This is a genomic window from Pseudoneobacillus rhizolycopersici (assembly GCF_054786815.1).
This window is the reverse complement of record NZ_JBTOOE010000040.1, coordinates 1-15,447: the sequence shown is the minus strand read 5'-3', so window position 1 is coordinate 15,447 and position 15,447 is coordinate 1. Positions and strand designations below refer to the sequence as shown.

Genomic DNA, 15,447 nt, shown 5'->3' with positions numbered 1-15,447 from the left:
TATGTAAACAATGTGGGGAAAGTATCAACCTTCACAAATCCGTAAAAACATTATGGCAGATATTTGAACAAGAGGGGAAGGTTAAATAAATAGAAGAAAGACGGAGATCATTTCTCCATCTTCATGTTCAAATAAAAGAGGGAAATCAATTCAGCACCTTTTATGAAAATAGGAGGAAAAACAACCATGGCAAAAAATTTCACGGGCAAAAAATCAACAGGAACAGCGTATTTATTATTTTTATTTTGTTTTATAGGGTTAGCAGGTTTCCATCGTTTCTATCTTGGTAAAATTGGTACAGGCGTTTTATATTTGCTGACTTGGGGTTGGTTTGGGATTGGATTAATTTATGATTTGTTCACCATTCCAGGTCAAGTTAGAAAACGCAATGAAATGAGATATAACGAAATTTATCACTTAGGCGATAAATAAAAGCCCGGAAACGTGGGGACGGTTCTCGCGTTTCAGTTTATTTAGCCCTCATTCCGTCGTAATAGAAAAGAAGAAGAACAGGACCGCCTTAACGAAGGTATTGTTATCGAACCAGTCTCCACACTTAGAGGAATTTAAAAGACCTTGAGAACATTTATCCTCAAGGTCTATATGGAATATCCAATTAGTTATTTAATTTCTTCAGTAGGGGGAAAAACTAATACAAATCAATCATATCATCACAATCCGTTTTACTAGAGTCATTTAGAATTTTCACAGTCGAAGCATGGAGCAAATGATTCATCAGGACATTCGCCCGGAATCGGATATAAAGGATTAAAACTTGGATTGTCAAGAACTTCGTATGGTCTCATCATTTCGTGGTCTTCGTGTTCAAGGATATGGCAGTGCCATGGATAGATTCCGGTAAACGGTCCAAAACGGGCAATAATAGGTGTCACTTCATCTGGATTCGCACGGACGGTATCTTTCCACCCCATTTCATTTGGATCCGGAGCCCGTTGTTCGCCAACTTTTGTTATGGTTCCATTTACGTCTACAATAATGGATTGACGATCAAGAATTTGAAATTGAACAAGATGTAAGTGAATCGGATGAGTGTCAGGGGTTAGATTATATAGTTCCCAAACTTCTATCGTCCCGTTGTAAGGAGTTTCTGTAATGGGTAATTGGTTCCAATCCTTTCGATTTAATAAAAGCTTCAAACGTCCGAACTCATCTCTCCCTTCAACTAAGAGGTTTTCTCGAACTGTTGCAGCATTTTCTTCATTAAGTCTCTCTAAGCAACTTAGTCTTTTTGGTACTGTATTTGAATCAATAGAATAGACTTTACGCTTCACACGAAATTGCATGATTTGGCTGAGGTCTGAAGAAGGAGCGTCGCCAAAAGGGAAAGGAGATGGTGCATCATTTGTTAGAATTAAATCTTGACATTTATATTTTGAAAAATCGATAATCACATCGGCACGTTCTGCTGGTGCAAGAATTAACTCAGAAATCGTTACGGGATGCTCTAAGAATCCACCGTCTGTACCAATCTGAATAAAACTCTGCCCCGAACTTAATCGCATACGATAAAAACGTGAATTAGAGCCGTTTAAGATACGGAATCGGTATTTTCTCGGTTCAACTTCAAGATATGGCCATACTTTTCCATTAACAAGAATTGTGTTGCCGAAAAATTCTGGGACTACAGATGGATTAGGTAAATCTGGATTGATTGGTTCTGAGGGCATTGGTGGTGGCTGTTGGCCAGGCTGAGATGGGTAGAATAATTCACCGAAGCGTTCATGGTCTTTACTAAGATAGAATGATCGATCTTGAATAACTAAAGGGATTTCGTATTTTCCACGAGGAAGGTTTAACATCTTCTCATTTTTATCTCTAATTAGATAAAACCCTGCTAGACCTGCATAAACGTTTAAGCGCGTGATTCCTATTGCGTGGTCATGATACCAGAGCGTTGCTGGACGTTGGCAATTAGGGTAGTAATAGACCTCATGTAAAAATTTTTTTCCGAAATTTTTAAAGTCTCTGGAGAACCATGCTTCCGGATACCCATCATTTTCTGGTCGAACTCGTCCACCATGTAAATGGACTACCGTTCTTACAGACGGCTCGTCCGGTTCTGCCCCATGAAGGGTTCTGTCAACTGGTAGTAAGTGTTCAAATGGTAGTTTATTCTCCCATCTTACTAAAATTGGCTGATTCCTAGTAACTTCAAATGTTGGTCCTGGATACATACCGTTGTATCCCCAAACGGTTGTAGGGGGTAAGTCACGATGTAATTGTTGTTTCACTTGCTTCATCTTTACTTGATAGAATGGTATGCCATTTATTTTCCCTTTTTCTTTTAGAGTACTAGGTAATGGGAGAGCGTCCACAAATTTTTCTAATGACATTCAAATTTCCTCCTTAATCATCATTAAATGTAAGATTACTATCGTAATTATTCTATGAAAGTCTCTTGAAAAAGTTAGGGTATATGGACGAGAATAATAATGGATTTAATCTATTTTTAGTAAAATGATCTCGCTGAATTAAATCAGCGGTAGGTTTTCAGTGAAAAAGGGGTAAAACTTACCTCAGAATGGAATCATCGGAATTGGGACGGAAGGACAGTCCAACGTCCAAGTTATCTAATAAGGTCCAATATATGTGGTGATGGACTGTCTGTAAGTTGTTCAATAGAAGACTATCACTTCGTTCCCAACTACAAAAAAAGGGCTGATCCAATTGAATCAGCCCTTTTCACATCGTCACACTAAGCAGTTAGTTTGTTACCCTTAACGTCTTTACGGAATCTTTTGTTGAGAAATGGAACCACATAACGATCAAGTCCATATACACCTGCATTGTAACCAGCAACCATAATCAGCATACCCATGATGATGTCAGTTGGATTGTGGCTCACAGTTCCACTTAACATAAAGCTGAAGTTCATCACAACCGCGAAAAATGCAGCGGCAGTTGTTAAGCAACCAAGAATTAGTCCTAAACCAACTAAGAATTCTCCCCAAGGAATTAAAACATTAAAAATATCTGCATTCGGAATCGCAAAGCTTTCAAGGAAACTTACCCAGCCACCGTAGACAATTCCATTCGGTCCGGCAACCGGATTAGCCACAGCGCCCTTTAGGAATCCAGTAGCATCAAAGCCCCCGCCTGTAATTTTGCCCCATCCGGCCGTTAACCAAGCATACCCTAAATAAATTCGTAAAACCGTAAACAACGCAGCAGCAATTTTATTATTTCTTAAAAAATTCACCAACATGTGAATCAACTTCCTCTCAATGGATAATTTGGATTAATTTATCATTACACTATCAATATACTGGAAAATATGTAAACAATGTAGGGAAAGTAGCAACCTTCACAAATCCGTAAAAACATTATGGCAAAACGTTGAACAACAAGTAAAATGGTGATGGAGATTCTTTGGTAAGTACATGTGACCCAAGACAGATAAACAAGGCTTTCAAGAAATGGAGGATTAATATGAAAATAAAAGTTACTGACTTAAAAAAGCATTTGAAACAATATAATCAAACCGAATTAGTGAACCTAGTGGTCGAGATCTTTAAGGTAAATAAAGAGGTTCAAAACTACTTATCTAGCAAACTGATAGGAGAAGAAGCCACAGAGATTCTCTTTCAGGAAGCCCAAAAAAATATTAAAAATGAATTTTATCCAGACAGAGGGCAAGGGAAACTTAGATTAGCTGAAGCCAAGAAGGTGATTACTTCATTTAAGAAGATAACAAATGATGAGAAGCGTACCGTTGATCTAATGCTCTTCTTTGTGGAATTAGCCGTGGAATATACTAGTGAGTATGGGTATATTTCTGATAGTTATTATACGAATATCCTAAAAATGTTTGACCGTGTAGCATTGGAATGTGACCAAGATGAGAATCTTTATAATGTACTAGCCAAAAGAATAGACAGGGTTCTATCCTTATCAAAAGATACGGTATGGGGTTTTGAGGAAGCAGTTGTAGAAATCTATTATTCAATTAACTGGGTTCATGAGGAAGAAGATGATGATGCGTGAGCCGCAGATGTTTTAATGCTTGCTGTAAACTTAAGAAATAACAAAAGGATTAGGGAAAGCTTTCCCAGTGATCGCCCACCTGAAATCGGGTACTAAGCTAGAGGTTTATGCGCAAACGGCTTCCGGTTGGTCAGAAACTACAATTAACAAGAAAAAAGGGTTTGTTGCAACTAAGTACTTAAAGTTTCCCAACCCATTGACCCTAACTCCAACTAAGTACAAGGGAATTAATGATTTAAAATATCCACAGGTGAACGGTCTGAAGAATAGAACAGCCCAGGACAAAATAAACGCTGCACTAAGCAACCATATGAAGATGTCGTATCAAAACTATCTGCAAATGCTTGCAGACGAAAAAACAGCTAAGGCAGAGTTCGACAAAAACCCAGATGCTAGTCCAAATTATGACTATGATTATATAGTCAGTTATACGGTTAATTACAATCAAAAAGGATTGTTAAGCATTGTTTTTTCGGATTACATTTATTCCGGCGGTGCGCATGGTGGTACTGTACTCCAAGCTTACAACTTTAATATTGCTAACGGCCAAAACTCGAAGTTATTTGATGTGGTAGACTCGAAGGCTAAGCAATCTAATGTTCAAAAATATGTTTATGACTACGTTAAAAAGGATTCTTCTAATGTATATTTTGTTGATACAATTGACGATATTCAATTAAGCAATGATACGGTGTTTTATTATAAAGATGGTGGGATTGTATTAGTGTTCCAACAATATGAAATTGCCCCATATTCATCCGGAAATCCCGAAATATTTATCCCAAATGCTATTTATCAATAGACTGATTAGTAAGAGATACGGACCTTGCATCCGTGTCTCCTTTTTTTATGTGTGCACGAAGCCTGTCACAAACCTTTCAAAAAATCACCCTGACCTTTTCTAGCGTATCTTTGTATTTAAACTATGAAAGCATCTATTTTTTATAGAAAGGGCTGTGGTGTACAATGGCAAAATATCGAATGGTACAGGTTGATTTTTGGACGCACCCAAGGGTTTTGGAGGAAATGCCTCTGGAGGAGAAGTACTTTTACATTTATCTGCTGACGAATCCCAATACAACACAAATTGGCATTTATCGAATCACGAAGAAAAAAGTAGCGCTAGAATTGGATATACCAGTTGAGAAGGTTCAATCACTTATGAAGCGATTCATCGAGCATTATCAGTTGATCCGCTATAACGAGGAAACAAGTGAACTAGCGATCAAAAACTGGGGTAAGTATAACCTCAACAAAGGTGGCAAACCGGTGTTGGATTGTATTTATTCCGAATTGCAAGTGGTAAGGGATACCTCGCTGATCCACTATGTTTCGCAAGCGATTAAGAAAGAAGAAATCATTAGTCTGTACGAATCTTTTTATAGGCAGGATGATCAACCGATTGGTAAGAAATCGAGCAAAATGAAGAATATACATATTTAGAAGCGATATCCGAAGATTTTGACGAGGCGTTAACGTATCGTGACACGAATCGTGGGCAAAAAGAAAAACAAAAAGAAAAAGAAAATAAAAATGAAAAACAACCACAAAAACAAAAAGAAAATGGAAAAGAAAAACAACAACAAAACAATCTTCACCTAATGTCTAAGGATAATCCAGACTATAAAAATCTAGAAACTCAAAACGCCAAAGAAGAAGACGCTAATCAAATTATCGAGTTTTGGAATCACAATGGATTTGGCTTATTAAATCAGTATGCTAAACAGCAATTGTTATTGTGGTAAAATAATTCTAAATTTTTACAGCCCAAACAGATCATTTTAAAAGCGATGAATATTGCCTGTACCAATAATAAGCGAATGCTAAACTATGTAGTTGGAATTCTGAGAAACTGGGAAAATCAGTCATTACTGACCGTTGAAGAAATCGATTCTTATCATGATAAACAAAAACAGGGACATAAGCGGAGGCAGCCTTCATCAGAACCAGATTGTTTCGGGAGAGCCATTCCTAGGAATACTGAGGTCGATATGACGGCGGGGGAAGATTGGTGAATAAGAGTGGGGCAATCGCGGAATTTACACTAAGTTCAAAGTGAAGCGTTTTAGAGGAAAATGCTTTAGAAAGAACCTTTCACCATAGACCACAAGACTAATTTGAAAAAGGACTAGCTATCCAACTAGTCCTTTTCATTTACTAAAAAATAACACCTAAATGTTCTGTCGCACAGCTGTGACAAGTATTAGAGTTGATTCGATGTTCTGGAGCAGTTTTGATACCACAAAATTGACAAGTTTTATATTGGTGTTTTCGGGAGGTAATGGTATAAAGGAACGTTTCTGTAACAAGTTGCATTTGTTCATTCTTGTCAAATGATTCAAGCCTATCCCAAGTAAAGGAATGTTTGGTAACCAAAATAGGAATTGCCTCATGCCCATCCCATTCAATAGAATGGTAACCAATTTGTAAACCTTCAGGAACTGGATGAACAAAAACAAGCGGCTCATCAGCAAACCCTACCATTGGAAAAGAAAAAATCTCACGGTTACCAGCGATTTCTTTGTCTAAAATATTATTATTAAAAATTAGTTCTTTCAACCAGAGCCTCGCTTTTGGTTTTATATATGTTGTTCTCATCGAAGCAGCCCCCTTAGATAACAGTCGGAATAGCTCATCTTAGTCACTCTTTTGGTCAAGATATATTAATTATAGAATACCTTTATTTTGTAATAAAACATATTGGATAATTGTGAACAAAATGTGCATATTGAGTAATGATGTTCCATTGACCTCATAGGTTACTAGAGATCCGAGGGTAGGTGGACGAAGCACGGGGAAGTTCTCGCATATCAACGAAAAGTTATTCCACACCGAGTGTCTACTATGTATTATAATATTGGTAAAATGATGGAAAAAGTGTCGACCGGAAGTGGGGACGCTTCCCTTGCTTTGGATTTTGTTTGTATCTTGAACCGAAATAAGCGCAAGCTCAATAGAACGCCAGTCATTATTGTTATTATTCAAATTGCTAGGAGGATAAAATGATGGCACAGCCTCTGAGTAAAAAAGAAGTTCATGAACTTATATCCTTACTAAATTTTGATCAAAGAGAGTTTCTTGATACTTATTCCAAGCAGAACAAGAAAAGTAAGTGGATTGAAGCTTTAGCACGGTCAAAAGGGATTGTTATTAAAGAAGATATGACCTATGAACAAATTGAAAAGTTAATTGATGATTGGGTATTAATCGATGTTTTGGACGGTGGTTATGGAAATCGTGATTACCGTTGCGAGTGTGGGATGCCATTAAGATATCAGTATAAAGTCTTACATAAAAAGGAACAAAAAACTTACAGATATGGGGAAACTTGCTTTGAAAATCATACTAATCTATCAGTATCTGTGATTAAAGACATTAAAAACGGTTTTCATACCGTTGACTTAGAACGTGATGAAATTTTAGTAAAGTTCAGAGATAAAATCTATTGGAACTTAAAGCCCTTCCTTTATGTAGAGACTATTCCTTTTGAAATCCTTGAACAGGACCGCTTAAAGCTTCCGTTAACTAATCATCAAAAAGCTAGGGTTCTTCGGTTAAAGGAAAAGTATGATGCAGATTCACGAAAAGATAAAGTGATTAGTCGTTTTAGTGAGGAGCAAAAGGATTTATTTTATTCTCTAAAACTGAAAGAGCAAAATGAAATTATTGAAAAATATATTAGTGATGAAATAGATTTACCAGAGATACCAGAAGGATTTAAAAACGCTGAGATAGAAAGGTTTCTTTCAGTAGGTCTATCTCTCTTAGACAGACAAATGGAAGAAATTATAGAGTACAATTGGAAGTTAAAACGGAAATTTTCTATGAATAATCCTTCTGAAGCAAATAGACGTGAACGTAATCCGGTTCTCCCAACTTTCATTAAATATGCAGTGGTGGACACTAAACCAAAAAGAATGGAAGAAAAAATTGATTTCCAAAAGCTATCGAATAGACACTTAGAAACGCTTAAACATGTAAGAAGTAAGGAAGATAATCTATCAGAAGGCATGAAAAGAGATTGGGATCGAATCCAAGATATGGTCCGTATGGCCAAGTCTGGAGGGGAAATAGATTACTCCAGCTTTAAATTAAATCTTACAATGATTTGTTATGCACTTCAGATTAAACTTGATGAGTTTTTATAAAGAAGTGAAAAGATGACGCGCGGGGACTGGGACCGGGACCGAGGGGAGATAGGCCCATTGGACCACACAGTTTATAATAAGCCTTGTAGTAAAAAATATTGAATTCAAGAGGTAATCAATGTGAATACCTATCATAGTTTATTCAAATATATACCTTATTTTGAAAACGATTTAATAGAATTTTATAAAAGAGATTCCAATTATTTTCCCAATTATGATGAGAAATTCAATGAGTTTATTCAAGATGTTTACCGGACAGATCTGTTAATATGGGATTACTTAGAATTCCTAGGGTGAATACAAAAAGATCAAAATATTGCTGATTTGATTCAGTCAGCAGATTTTGAATTGCTGAAGCCATCCTTACATACTATGTACGATCTGAACGTTTCAGTGATGGTACGTGGGCAGATGCGTTGGAGAAAAAAGTATTTCTAAAAATATTTTATAGATTAATGGAATTAAAGAGTTAAGCAGGCATTGAGGTTCGTTGGTTTATTGTGATAATGAAATAGGGAAATCACCAATTTTTTCCAGCAATCTTATAATGTCGCGCAAATTATTTTGTGCGTGCTCTGTGCCTGCACTAGGTATCTATAATTTATTTTGAGCATGGCTAAAAGGATTACCTTAATTATAGACCCAAAATTGGTTGGACAAGGAAACTGTCACAGTGGACATACATTTAATGGGAGATGGTTTGATGAGTATTGGATTAGTTCATGCATATATAAACGATATCGCCAAAAGGTTACATGACCCTCATAAATATGGATCAACGTCAGTTATGATTGGCGCTGGTTTTTCGAAAAATGCAATAAGCTTAGCAGAGAATACTGTTTCACCTAATTGGGAGGAACTTGCAAAAAAGATGTATGAGTCTCTTTATCCTATCCCTAATGATAATCATGAAAGAGAAAAATGGGAAAAAGCATTGGTGAGAAAGACATCAGGAAAAAATGTTTTAAAATTGGCTGAAGAATATAAGGTAGCCTTTGGTAGGAATAAGCTCGATAAATTTATAGAAGACAGTATTGATGATGATAGATTTATTCCAGGGGAGCTGCATAGAAAGTTACTAGATTTGAATTGGAACGATGTTTTTACCACTAACTATGATACTTTGCTAGAAAGGACAATAGATAATATTTCCGTTCGGAAAAATTATAAAATTCTAACCTCGCAAACTGATCTCCCTGGAAGTACCCGTCCACGGATAATAAAATTGCATGGTAGTATTCCAAATGCCAAGCCATATATTATTTGTGATGAGGACTATAGAACATATCCGGTGAAATATGCCCCATTTGTAAATACAGTACAGCAGTCTATGCTAGAAACTCAGCTTTGCTTACTTGGTTTCTCAGGAGATGATCCTAATTTTCTGAATTGGTTAGGGTGGTTAAGAGATAATATGGGGGAAAATTGCCCTCAAATATATCTTTGCGGAATTTTTAGTGAGATGAGTGAATTTGAAAGAAAGTTGTTAGAGAGTCAAAATATTACTGTAGTAAATTTAGAATCCCTTGCAGATAATAGATCGGGTAACAAACATTATCAAGCAATCAATAAGTTTTTAGGATTGTTGAAGGATTATGGGGAGAAAAGGAATATCTTTAAGGAAATTCCATTTAGAAGAAGACCGCTGTGGGAAATTGATAAAGAAGAATATTATAATAAAATGCTTAAATACATAAGCGAAGTAGAAACTGAAATGGAAAGTATCCTCCTTCTTCCAGTTGAAGATACGAGCGATTTCCATAAGCAATTATATGAGCATTTTGAATATGTACTTAGACATAAAGAAAATACAGAGAATAAATTTATTTTAGTTTGTAGTATTGCTGCATTATTAAGAAAGTGCTATATGCCACTATTAGATCAAGATGCCAAGGAGATATTAAAGCTATTAAAGGTTTTTCCTTTTGAAAAAAATAATAAAAGTAAAAAGATCAATAATTTTAAATCAATATGGTTTGAGTTGGTAATGTATCTCGCGGAGATGTATCGAATAGATAGTAACAATAACCAGTATCATGAAGTTTTGAAAATGATTGAATCCAATCTTATTCATTTTGACTCCCGAAAAAAATCCGAATACTATATCGAGAATTGTAAATATCAGATTTTAGATTTTAATTATACACAAGCGTTGGAATGTGTGAAAAAGATTGAAGATGATATTTCTTTTGAAATCCAGATAAGGAAGGCGTGCCTATTTAGTCAGCTCCGAATGGTTGATGAGTCATTGGAAATACTGAAAAGATGTTCTGCATCTGTTGCGCAAAAATCATATTCAGAAAACAAAACAGCTGCATTGATAAGCCATATAAATCTTTGCGCTAGGTCTCTAAACCTATATGGAAACAGCTTAAATGACTTTTCGGATCAAGACTTTACAGATAATAAATATAATGTGAAGAAAATTCTTAATGATAATAAAGAGAAATTGATAAATAGCTTATTTGCAGCAGAACACAAAAAAAGAGGAGAGTTCCAGGCATTCAACCCTAATACATACACTTATATTTATGGTACTACACCGGCTGAAGTATCAAATGCTTTTACTGATGCTTTGCGTTATTTAATCATACAAGATAATTTATGTCTACCCATATTTAGTGATCATAAACAACTCATAGCCAAGGCATGTACCGAATTAATTTCAACTAGTGAAAATCCTTTATGGAAATGGTCGTATATCTTAAGAACAGATGATGAAAAAATGATTAAGGAATTTTTTACAAAGGAAAGAATTGTAACGGCTAACATTGAATGGACTAGAAATTTATTTGACCAACTAATATTGCTGTTAGATGCATTACAAATTAAAGGGTATAATCCACGATTTAAGCAAATAATATCACAAAAAGTTATATTAGTTGTTTTACCGAGATTATGTTGTGTTTTAGATGATGATAGAATTATGAAATTACTAGATAAAATATATGATGCTATACCTAGAGTTGATGATATAAATAAAAATGATATTGTTAATGCCTTATTGGGATTATCCTATTATTTTAATTCGAACATATTAAAGGTAAATATGGATAAAATTTTAATGCAGCCTTCGTCAAACGGTATCCCACTAGCAGGATTTTTTGAAGATATCATCATTGAAGATCTGAAGTTAGACGTTTCAGAAAAATTAATCTTAAATGTTCTTGATGAAGTGAAAAGTCAAGATGTAAATACTCGGGATAGCGGACTAGCTAAAATCTTATTATTGCAAAACAACAACCTCCTATCGGGATATCAAAAACAGGTGGATGAAGCAATTTGGAGTCAGATAGGGGAATTTAATATTCCTATGTCGAGTATATATACTGTTACTTTGTGGGAGAAGTTACCCCATAATTCGGAAGTGGATTTTAGCGAGATGTATATTTCTTATTTGGGAAATCCTGGATTTCCTCGCTGTGTCGAAGGAGGGACAATACATGGTTATGTTAACGTAGATCGAAAAATTCAATCCTATATAAATAGTTTCTATGCATTGTCCTACTTTAGTGAAAACAACTATACTAAATTAGATTGGAATAGTGATATTTTCAACACAATATTAAAATATCTTCTTAATTACTTAGAAAATGAAAAGCGGTTAATCCTCGACAATAAGTATGATATTTTTGGCCAAGGAAAAGAAGCTCAAAAATATTTTTCAAAATTAAGCGAGTTAGTGGCAATTGTTATAACCCAAGCGGCTATTTCCGGCTGTTACAATGAGGCCATAAGGGCTCTAGTTAACAAAATAAAAGGGGTATTTCTGGAAACAAAAACATCAATGCTAAGTATTAGCATATCAGAGAAACTAGTTAGTGATGATTGGAAGGAAATCTATAGAGATATAATGAAGCAATATATGTCAGGATATTTGGATTATACATCACAAGCTTTTACTGCTCTAAATATTGTATTAGTATATAAGAGTTTTAAAAAAAATAATTATAATGAGATAGAGGATGAGTTACTATATCTTATAAAGTCACTTAAGTATATGGATGTAAAAAATAGTCGGTCAATTCTTTTACATTTATCATCAATTATTACAAAAGAAGTGTTCTTAACCGCTGAATTCAGAAACATAATTATTTCTTCATTACAGGAATGCTTGGATATATATGAAATAGGAATTACCCACATTAATAAAGATTATTTAGATGCGTTATTTAACTTGTCCAATTTGGCAAAGCGATATTATGCTGAGTTAAAAAAGCGTCAAATTAGGATTCCAGAAGAGTTAAATCAATTGATTGCAAAACTGAGAAAGCTGCCACTTAATGAAGTTAAGAATATGTGGTAGGGTGTATTAATTAGAGACAGTATCACCAGAGTACCCAGGTAATGACGTTAAAATATACTTACACCAAGGTCCAAGCGGACAGGAATGTCACCTTGGACCAGTGTCTTAAACCGAAATGACCAATAGAATGTTTACTAATTGTGACGAAAAAGGTATCACTTGGTTCACATTAAAAATGAAGAATCTATAATCAAACGAATCTGGTCCAAGGGACCTGTCCACGTGGACAGAGTGAAAGATCCCGCACCAATCACATACAAATATAGAATAGAAGTACATAGAAATTGGGACAAGGAATGATCTGAACCATTTGAAAGCTGGCCCTTAAGATGCTGGGAGCTGTTAATTAAACAATACAAGGTCGGCAAAGCATATTAAAGGTTCTGCACATCGATAACGAAGCGCGGGAAACTGTCCCGTGCTTCGCCATTCCTCTATCATTTTTTTCTATGTTTTCTTTTATTCATCCTTATTAATACGTCATGATATATTCTTTCCAAACTTAACTTTTCCTCTTCAATGTCGGTTATTTGGTTAATTCTTTGGAAGATTTTTATAATATTGATTGTATTGTTAATATGGGATTCTTCATATAATTCTCGTGCTTTTTTGCGGGTTTCGGAACTAAAGGTTTTGGTTTTTCTATCTATTTCTTTATATACCATTTCGTAAAGGGTATTATCATCAACCTCTGGATTATTTAACATGTAATGTATTTGCTCTAGGGTTTCACCTTTCATTTTTTCAAGTTGATTTATTTTTTTTAACTGTGTTTCCACGTTTTGAATAGACGTACTATGGTTAATTTTAAATACTTTATTTTTTGCAAATGCTCTAAAGCATTTACCTTCATTATCGATAAATTTATAATTTAATTCGACAGAAAAAGCTTTTTTACCAATTTCATTGTTTGAAATATACATTCCAAAATAAACGTTACCAATATTGGAGATTTTAGTTGGACTATCTTGCTCTATAAAAATTTCTATATCAGAATCTGTTAAATTCGCCTTTATTATTTTGAAAAATATATTTTCATTTTTTGCGTATGCGTGTAGGGATAAAAGAGTTAGGTATAATGCAAGATGGTTATCGTAATTTTTGTATTTTGTAGAAGTAATGCCACGTATAAAATAATTGCCCTCTTTTAAAATTAATCTATACTGACTTTTTTCATTTCTTCTTTCTTCCATAAGATATTGAATACATTCAGATAAGAGGTCATAATAATTATTTTTAAAACAGAATTTTGAAAAATAACCTAATTGAAAAAAGAGGTTTAAAAAATCGTTCGTAAAAGTATATTCTCCTTCGGCAACTATATCTTGTAATGAAACTTCATCTTTTAAAAACCGCAAAATAATTTGATTTTTATTATTGAAACCTTCAAATCTAATATTATTTAATTTGGTATTTGGAAGGTCATATTTATCGTCATTCACCTTTTGAAACCCTTCAATTAATGACAAACTTCCATATATTCTTAAATATTCATTTAACCTTCCATAACTAGTAAGGGGGAACTTCTGATAAATTAGTTGTTCGATTTCATTGTCGTCATGAATGAAATCTTGTAAGTTTTTTATTTTTGCTTGTTCTTTTGAAATATTCCGTAACAACACTGAATCCAACTTTACTTCCTTAATTGCCTTTGACATGTGCTCCCTCCTATTTTTCTAAAAATTCGAATGCAAATTCAAGTAATTTTGCTAATAAATCTGCTATTGAATAGGTTAAGGTTGATCGGACTGGCTCATTTAGAATAAGAAATATTGCTGCGAAGATTGCTGCATAGAAGATAATTAATTCAGAGGTACTTGAGGTTTTATATGTAAATAGAAATTTAAATCGTTTATTTGAAATGGGCTTAAATAAAGGTACTCCAGATTTCGAAAAATAGTCACCCCCTATATGAAATAAATAGCCCAAACTTAAACCAATTGTAAATGGATTATTAAATAGCAGAACCAGTATCGTAAATAACGCCCAAGTAAATAATGAATGGGTAATTCCTCTATGGCCATACCGTCTATTTATTATTTTTGAAATACCAAAAGCACGTTGCCCAATAAAGGAACGGGGCTCATCAACATCTGGTAATAAACTACCAAACGAAACTCCTCCTAAGAACAGAACAGTAAAAGGAAAAGAGGTTAATGTTGCGATAGCAGCTCCTGCTGCAATAGACGTAGCGATATGTGTTTTATATAGCATTTGCCCCTCCTGACCAGGTATAATTTCCTAGCTTGTTTTAATTACTTTTATGTTATGGAATTAAAAAAAATAACCTTCTGAAGAATTTTCTGATTACGGCCACTGAAATGTACCACTAATGACATCTTTCTTACCAAGGAGTGCCAAGGAATTTACCACTAATCGATAGCTTATTTACTACCCACTACCTTCTATATTTTTAGTGTGCATATCTTACGATATAAAACTTTATATGGGAGGTGTTTTTTTATAGGGAAATCCAGGTACCAGGTACCTAATCCCTCCATTAAAAAGTGCGTTTCATAACTTAATTTCATTGCGTTATAGAAAAAGTAAAATTGCTAGGAAATTTAATATTAGTTGAAAGTGTTGTGGTTAGAGTTGTTTAAAATTAAGAATTTAAGGAGGATAGTAATCCATTCGTTTTGGTGGATTTTAGGTACACTTATATATATATCTGTTAGTGATCCGGTATATAAAAACTTAATAGTAAATATTACGATAGTTGTTTTAGTAATAAGGTATATATTCCCTAGAGCGGAAAGGTTATATGAAAAAGATATTCTAAAAGAAAAATCAAATAATACTAACATTTATAAATGGTCGGATACTTTAGATGGAGGGGAAAATTATTTAAGGTTTCTATTGGAGTCTATAGATTCCAAGAGTATATCAGTTAATTTAAATTTAATTTATACTAGGTTACTTCTAGAAACAAATGTAACTGCTAATCTATAATTAACAGTTTTCGCTAATTAAGAATGAACACTTTAT

The 15,447-nt window shown here is 34.3% G+C and carries 13 protein-coding genes; 8 read left to right on the top strand and 5 right to left on the bottom strand.

Annotation, left to right across the window (positions count from 1 at the left end; genetic code table 11):
* Nucleotides 1-186 precede the first annotated feature (186 nt).
* Nucleotides 187-432: a TM2 domain-containing protein gene (locus ACX9YW_RS22145; protein WP_460350719.1), complete on the top strand. Its 246-nt coding sequence runs from the start codon at nucleotides 187-189 to the stop codon at nucleotides 430-432.
* A gap of 260 nt (nucleotides 433-692) precedes the next feature.
* On the opposite strand, the gene ACX9YW_RS22140 is transcribed toward ACX9YW_RS22145, so the two are convergent.
* Together ACX9YW_RS22140 and ACX9YW_RS22135 are read right to left on the bottom strand one after the other, a co-directional pair.
* Nucleotides 693-2,354 (bottom strand): multicopper oxidase family protein, encoded by a 1,662-nt coding sequence (locus ACX9YW_RS22140; RefSeq protein WP_460350717.1) that lies wholly within the window; start codon nucleotides 2,352-2,354, stop codon nucleotides 693-695.
* 362 nt (nucleotides 2,355-2,716) lie between these two features.
* Nucleotides 2,717-3,226, bottom strand: coding sequence for a DoxX family protein (locus ACX9YW_RS22135; protein ID WP_460350714.1), 510 nt, complete (start codon nucleotides 3,224-3,226; stop codon nucleotides 2,717-2,719).
* A gap of 224 nt (nucleotides 3,227-3,450) precedes the next feature.
* Here ACX9YW_RS22135 and ACX9YW_RS22130 point away from each other — a divergent pair, with 224 nt between their 5' ends.
* From ACX9YW_RS22130 to ACX9YW_RS22115, 4 genes are all read left to right on the top strand, one after another.
* Nucleotides 3,451-4,005, top strand: coding sequence for a DUF6155 family protein (locus tag ACX9YW_RS22130; RefSeq protein WP_460350712.1), 555 nt, complete (start codon nucleotides 3,451-3,453; stop codon nucleotides 4,003-4,005).
* A gap of 67 nt (nucleotides 4,006-4,072) precedes the next feature.
* Nucleotides 4,073-4,807 carry a DUF3298 and DUF4163 domain-containing protein gene (locus tag ACX9YW_RS22125; protein WP_460350710.1) on the top strand — a complete coding sequence of 245 codons (735 nt, stop codon included), beginning with the start codon at nucleotides 4,073-4,075 and terminating at the stop codon, nucleotides 4,805-4,807.
* Nucleotides 4,808-4,971: 164 nt separating this feature from the next.
* Nucleotides 4,972-5,448: a hypothetical protein gene (locus ACX9YW_RS22120; protein WP_460350708.1), complete on the top strand. Its 477-nt coding sequence runs from the start codon at nucleotides 4,972-4,974 to the stop codon at nucleotides 5,446-5,448.
* Between the two features lie 347 nt (nucleotides 5,449-5,795).
* Entirely contained in the window at nucleotides 5,796-6,020 is a 225-nt protein-coding gene (locus ACX9YW_RS22115) for a DnaD domain protein (protein WP_460350706.1), read from the top strand.
* Nucleotides 6,021-6,162: 142 nt separating this feature from the next.
* On the opposite strand, the gene ACX9YW_RS22110 is transcribed toward ACX9YW_RS22115, so the two are convergent.
* Nucleotides 6,163-6,603, bottom strand: a complete 441-nt coding sequence (locus ACX9YW_RS22110) for a hypothetical protein (RefSeq protein WP_460350704.1) — start codon at nucleotides 6,601-6,603, stop codon at nucleotides 6,163-6,165.
* A 404-nt stretch (nucleotides 6,604-7,007) separates the two neighbouring features.
* Between ACX9YW_RS22110 and ACX9YW_RS22105 the strand changes: the two genes are divergently transcribed.
* From ACX9YW_RS22105 to ACX9YW_RS22095, 3 genes are all read left to right on the top strand, one after another.
* Nucleotides 7,008-8,153: a hypothetical protein gene (locus ACX9YW_RS22105; RefSeq protein ID WP_460350702.1), complete on the top strand. Its 1,146-nt coding sequence runs from the start codon at nucleotides 7,008-7,010 to the stop codon at nucleotides 8,151-8,153.
* A 347-nt stretch (nucleotides 8,154-8,500) separates the two neighbouring features.
* A complete protein-coding gene (locus ACX9YW_RS22100) occupies nucleotides 8,501-8,626 on the top strand; it encodes a DUF6508 domain-containing protein (RefSeq protein WP_460350721.1) in 126 nt (41 codons plus the stop codon).
* A gap of 230 nt (nucleotides 8,627-8,856) precedes the next feature.
* Complete coding sequence (locus tag ACX9YW_RS22095; protein ID WP_460350700.1) at nucleotides 8,857-12,459, top strand: SIR2 family NAD-dependent protein deacylase; 3,603 nt, start codon at nucleotides 8,857-8,859, stop codon at nucleotides 12,457-12,459.
* Between the two features lie 437 nt (nucleotides 12,460-12,896).
* On the opposite strand, the gene ACX9YW_RS22090 is transcribed toward ACX9YW_RS22095, so the two are convergent.
* The gene (locus ACX9YW_RS22090) at nucleotides 12,897-14,117 is read right to left on the bottom strand and encodes a hypothetical protein (RefSeq protein ID WP_460350698.1); all 1,221 of its coding nucleotides are present in this window, start codon (nucleotides 14,115-14,117) and stop codon (nucleotides 12,897-12,899) included.
* A 10-nt stretch (nucleotides 14,118-14,127) separates the two neighbouring features.
* Nucleotides 14,128-14,673, bottom strand: a complete 546-nt coding sequence (locus tag ACX9YW_RS22085) for a metal-dependent hydrolase (protein WP_460350696.1) — start codon at nucleotides 14,671-14,673, stop codon at nucleotides 14,128-14,130.
* Between the last annotated feature and the right edge of the window lie 774 nt (nucleotides 14,674-15,447).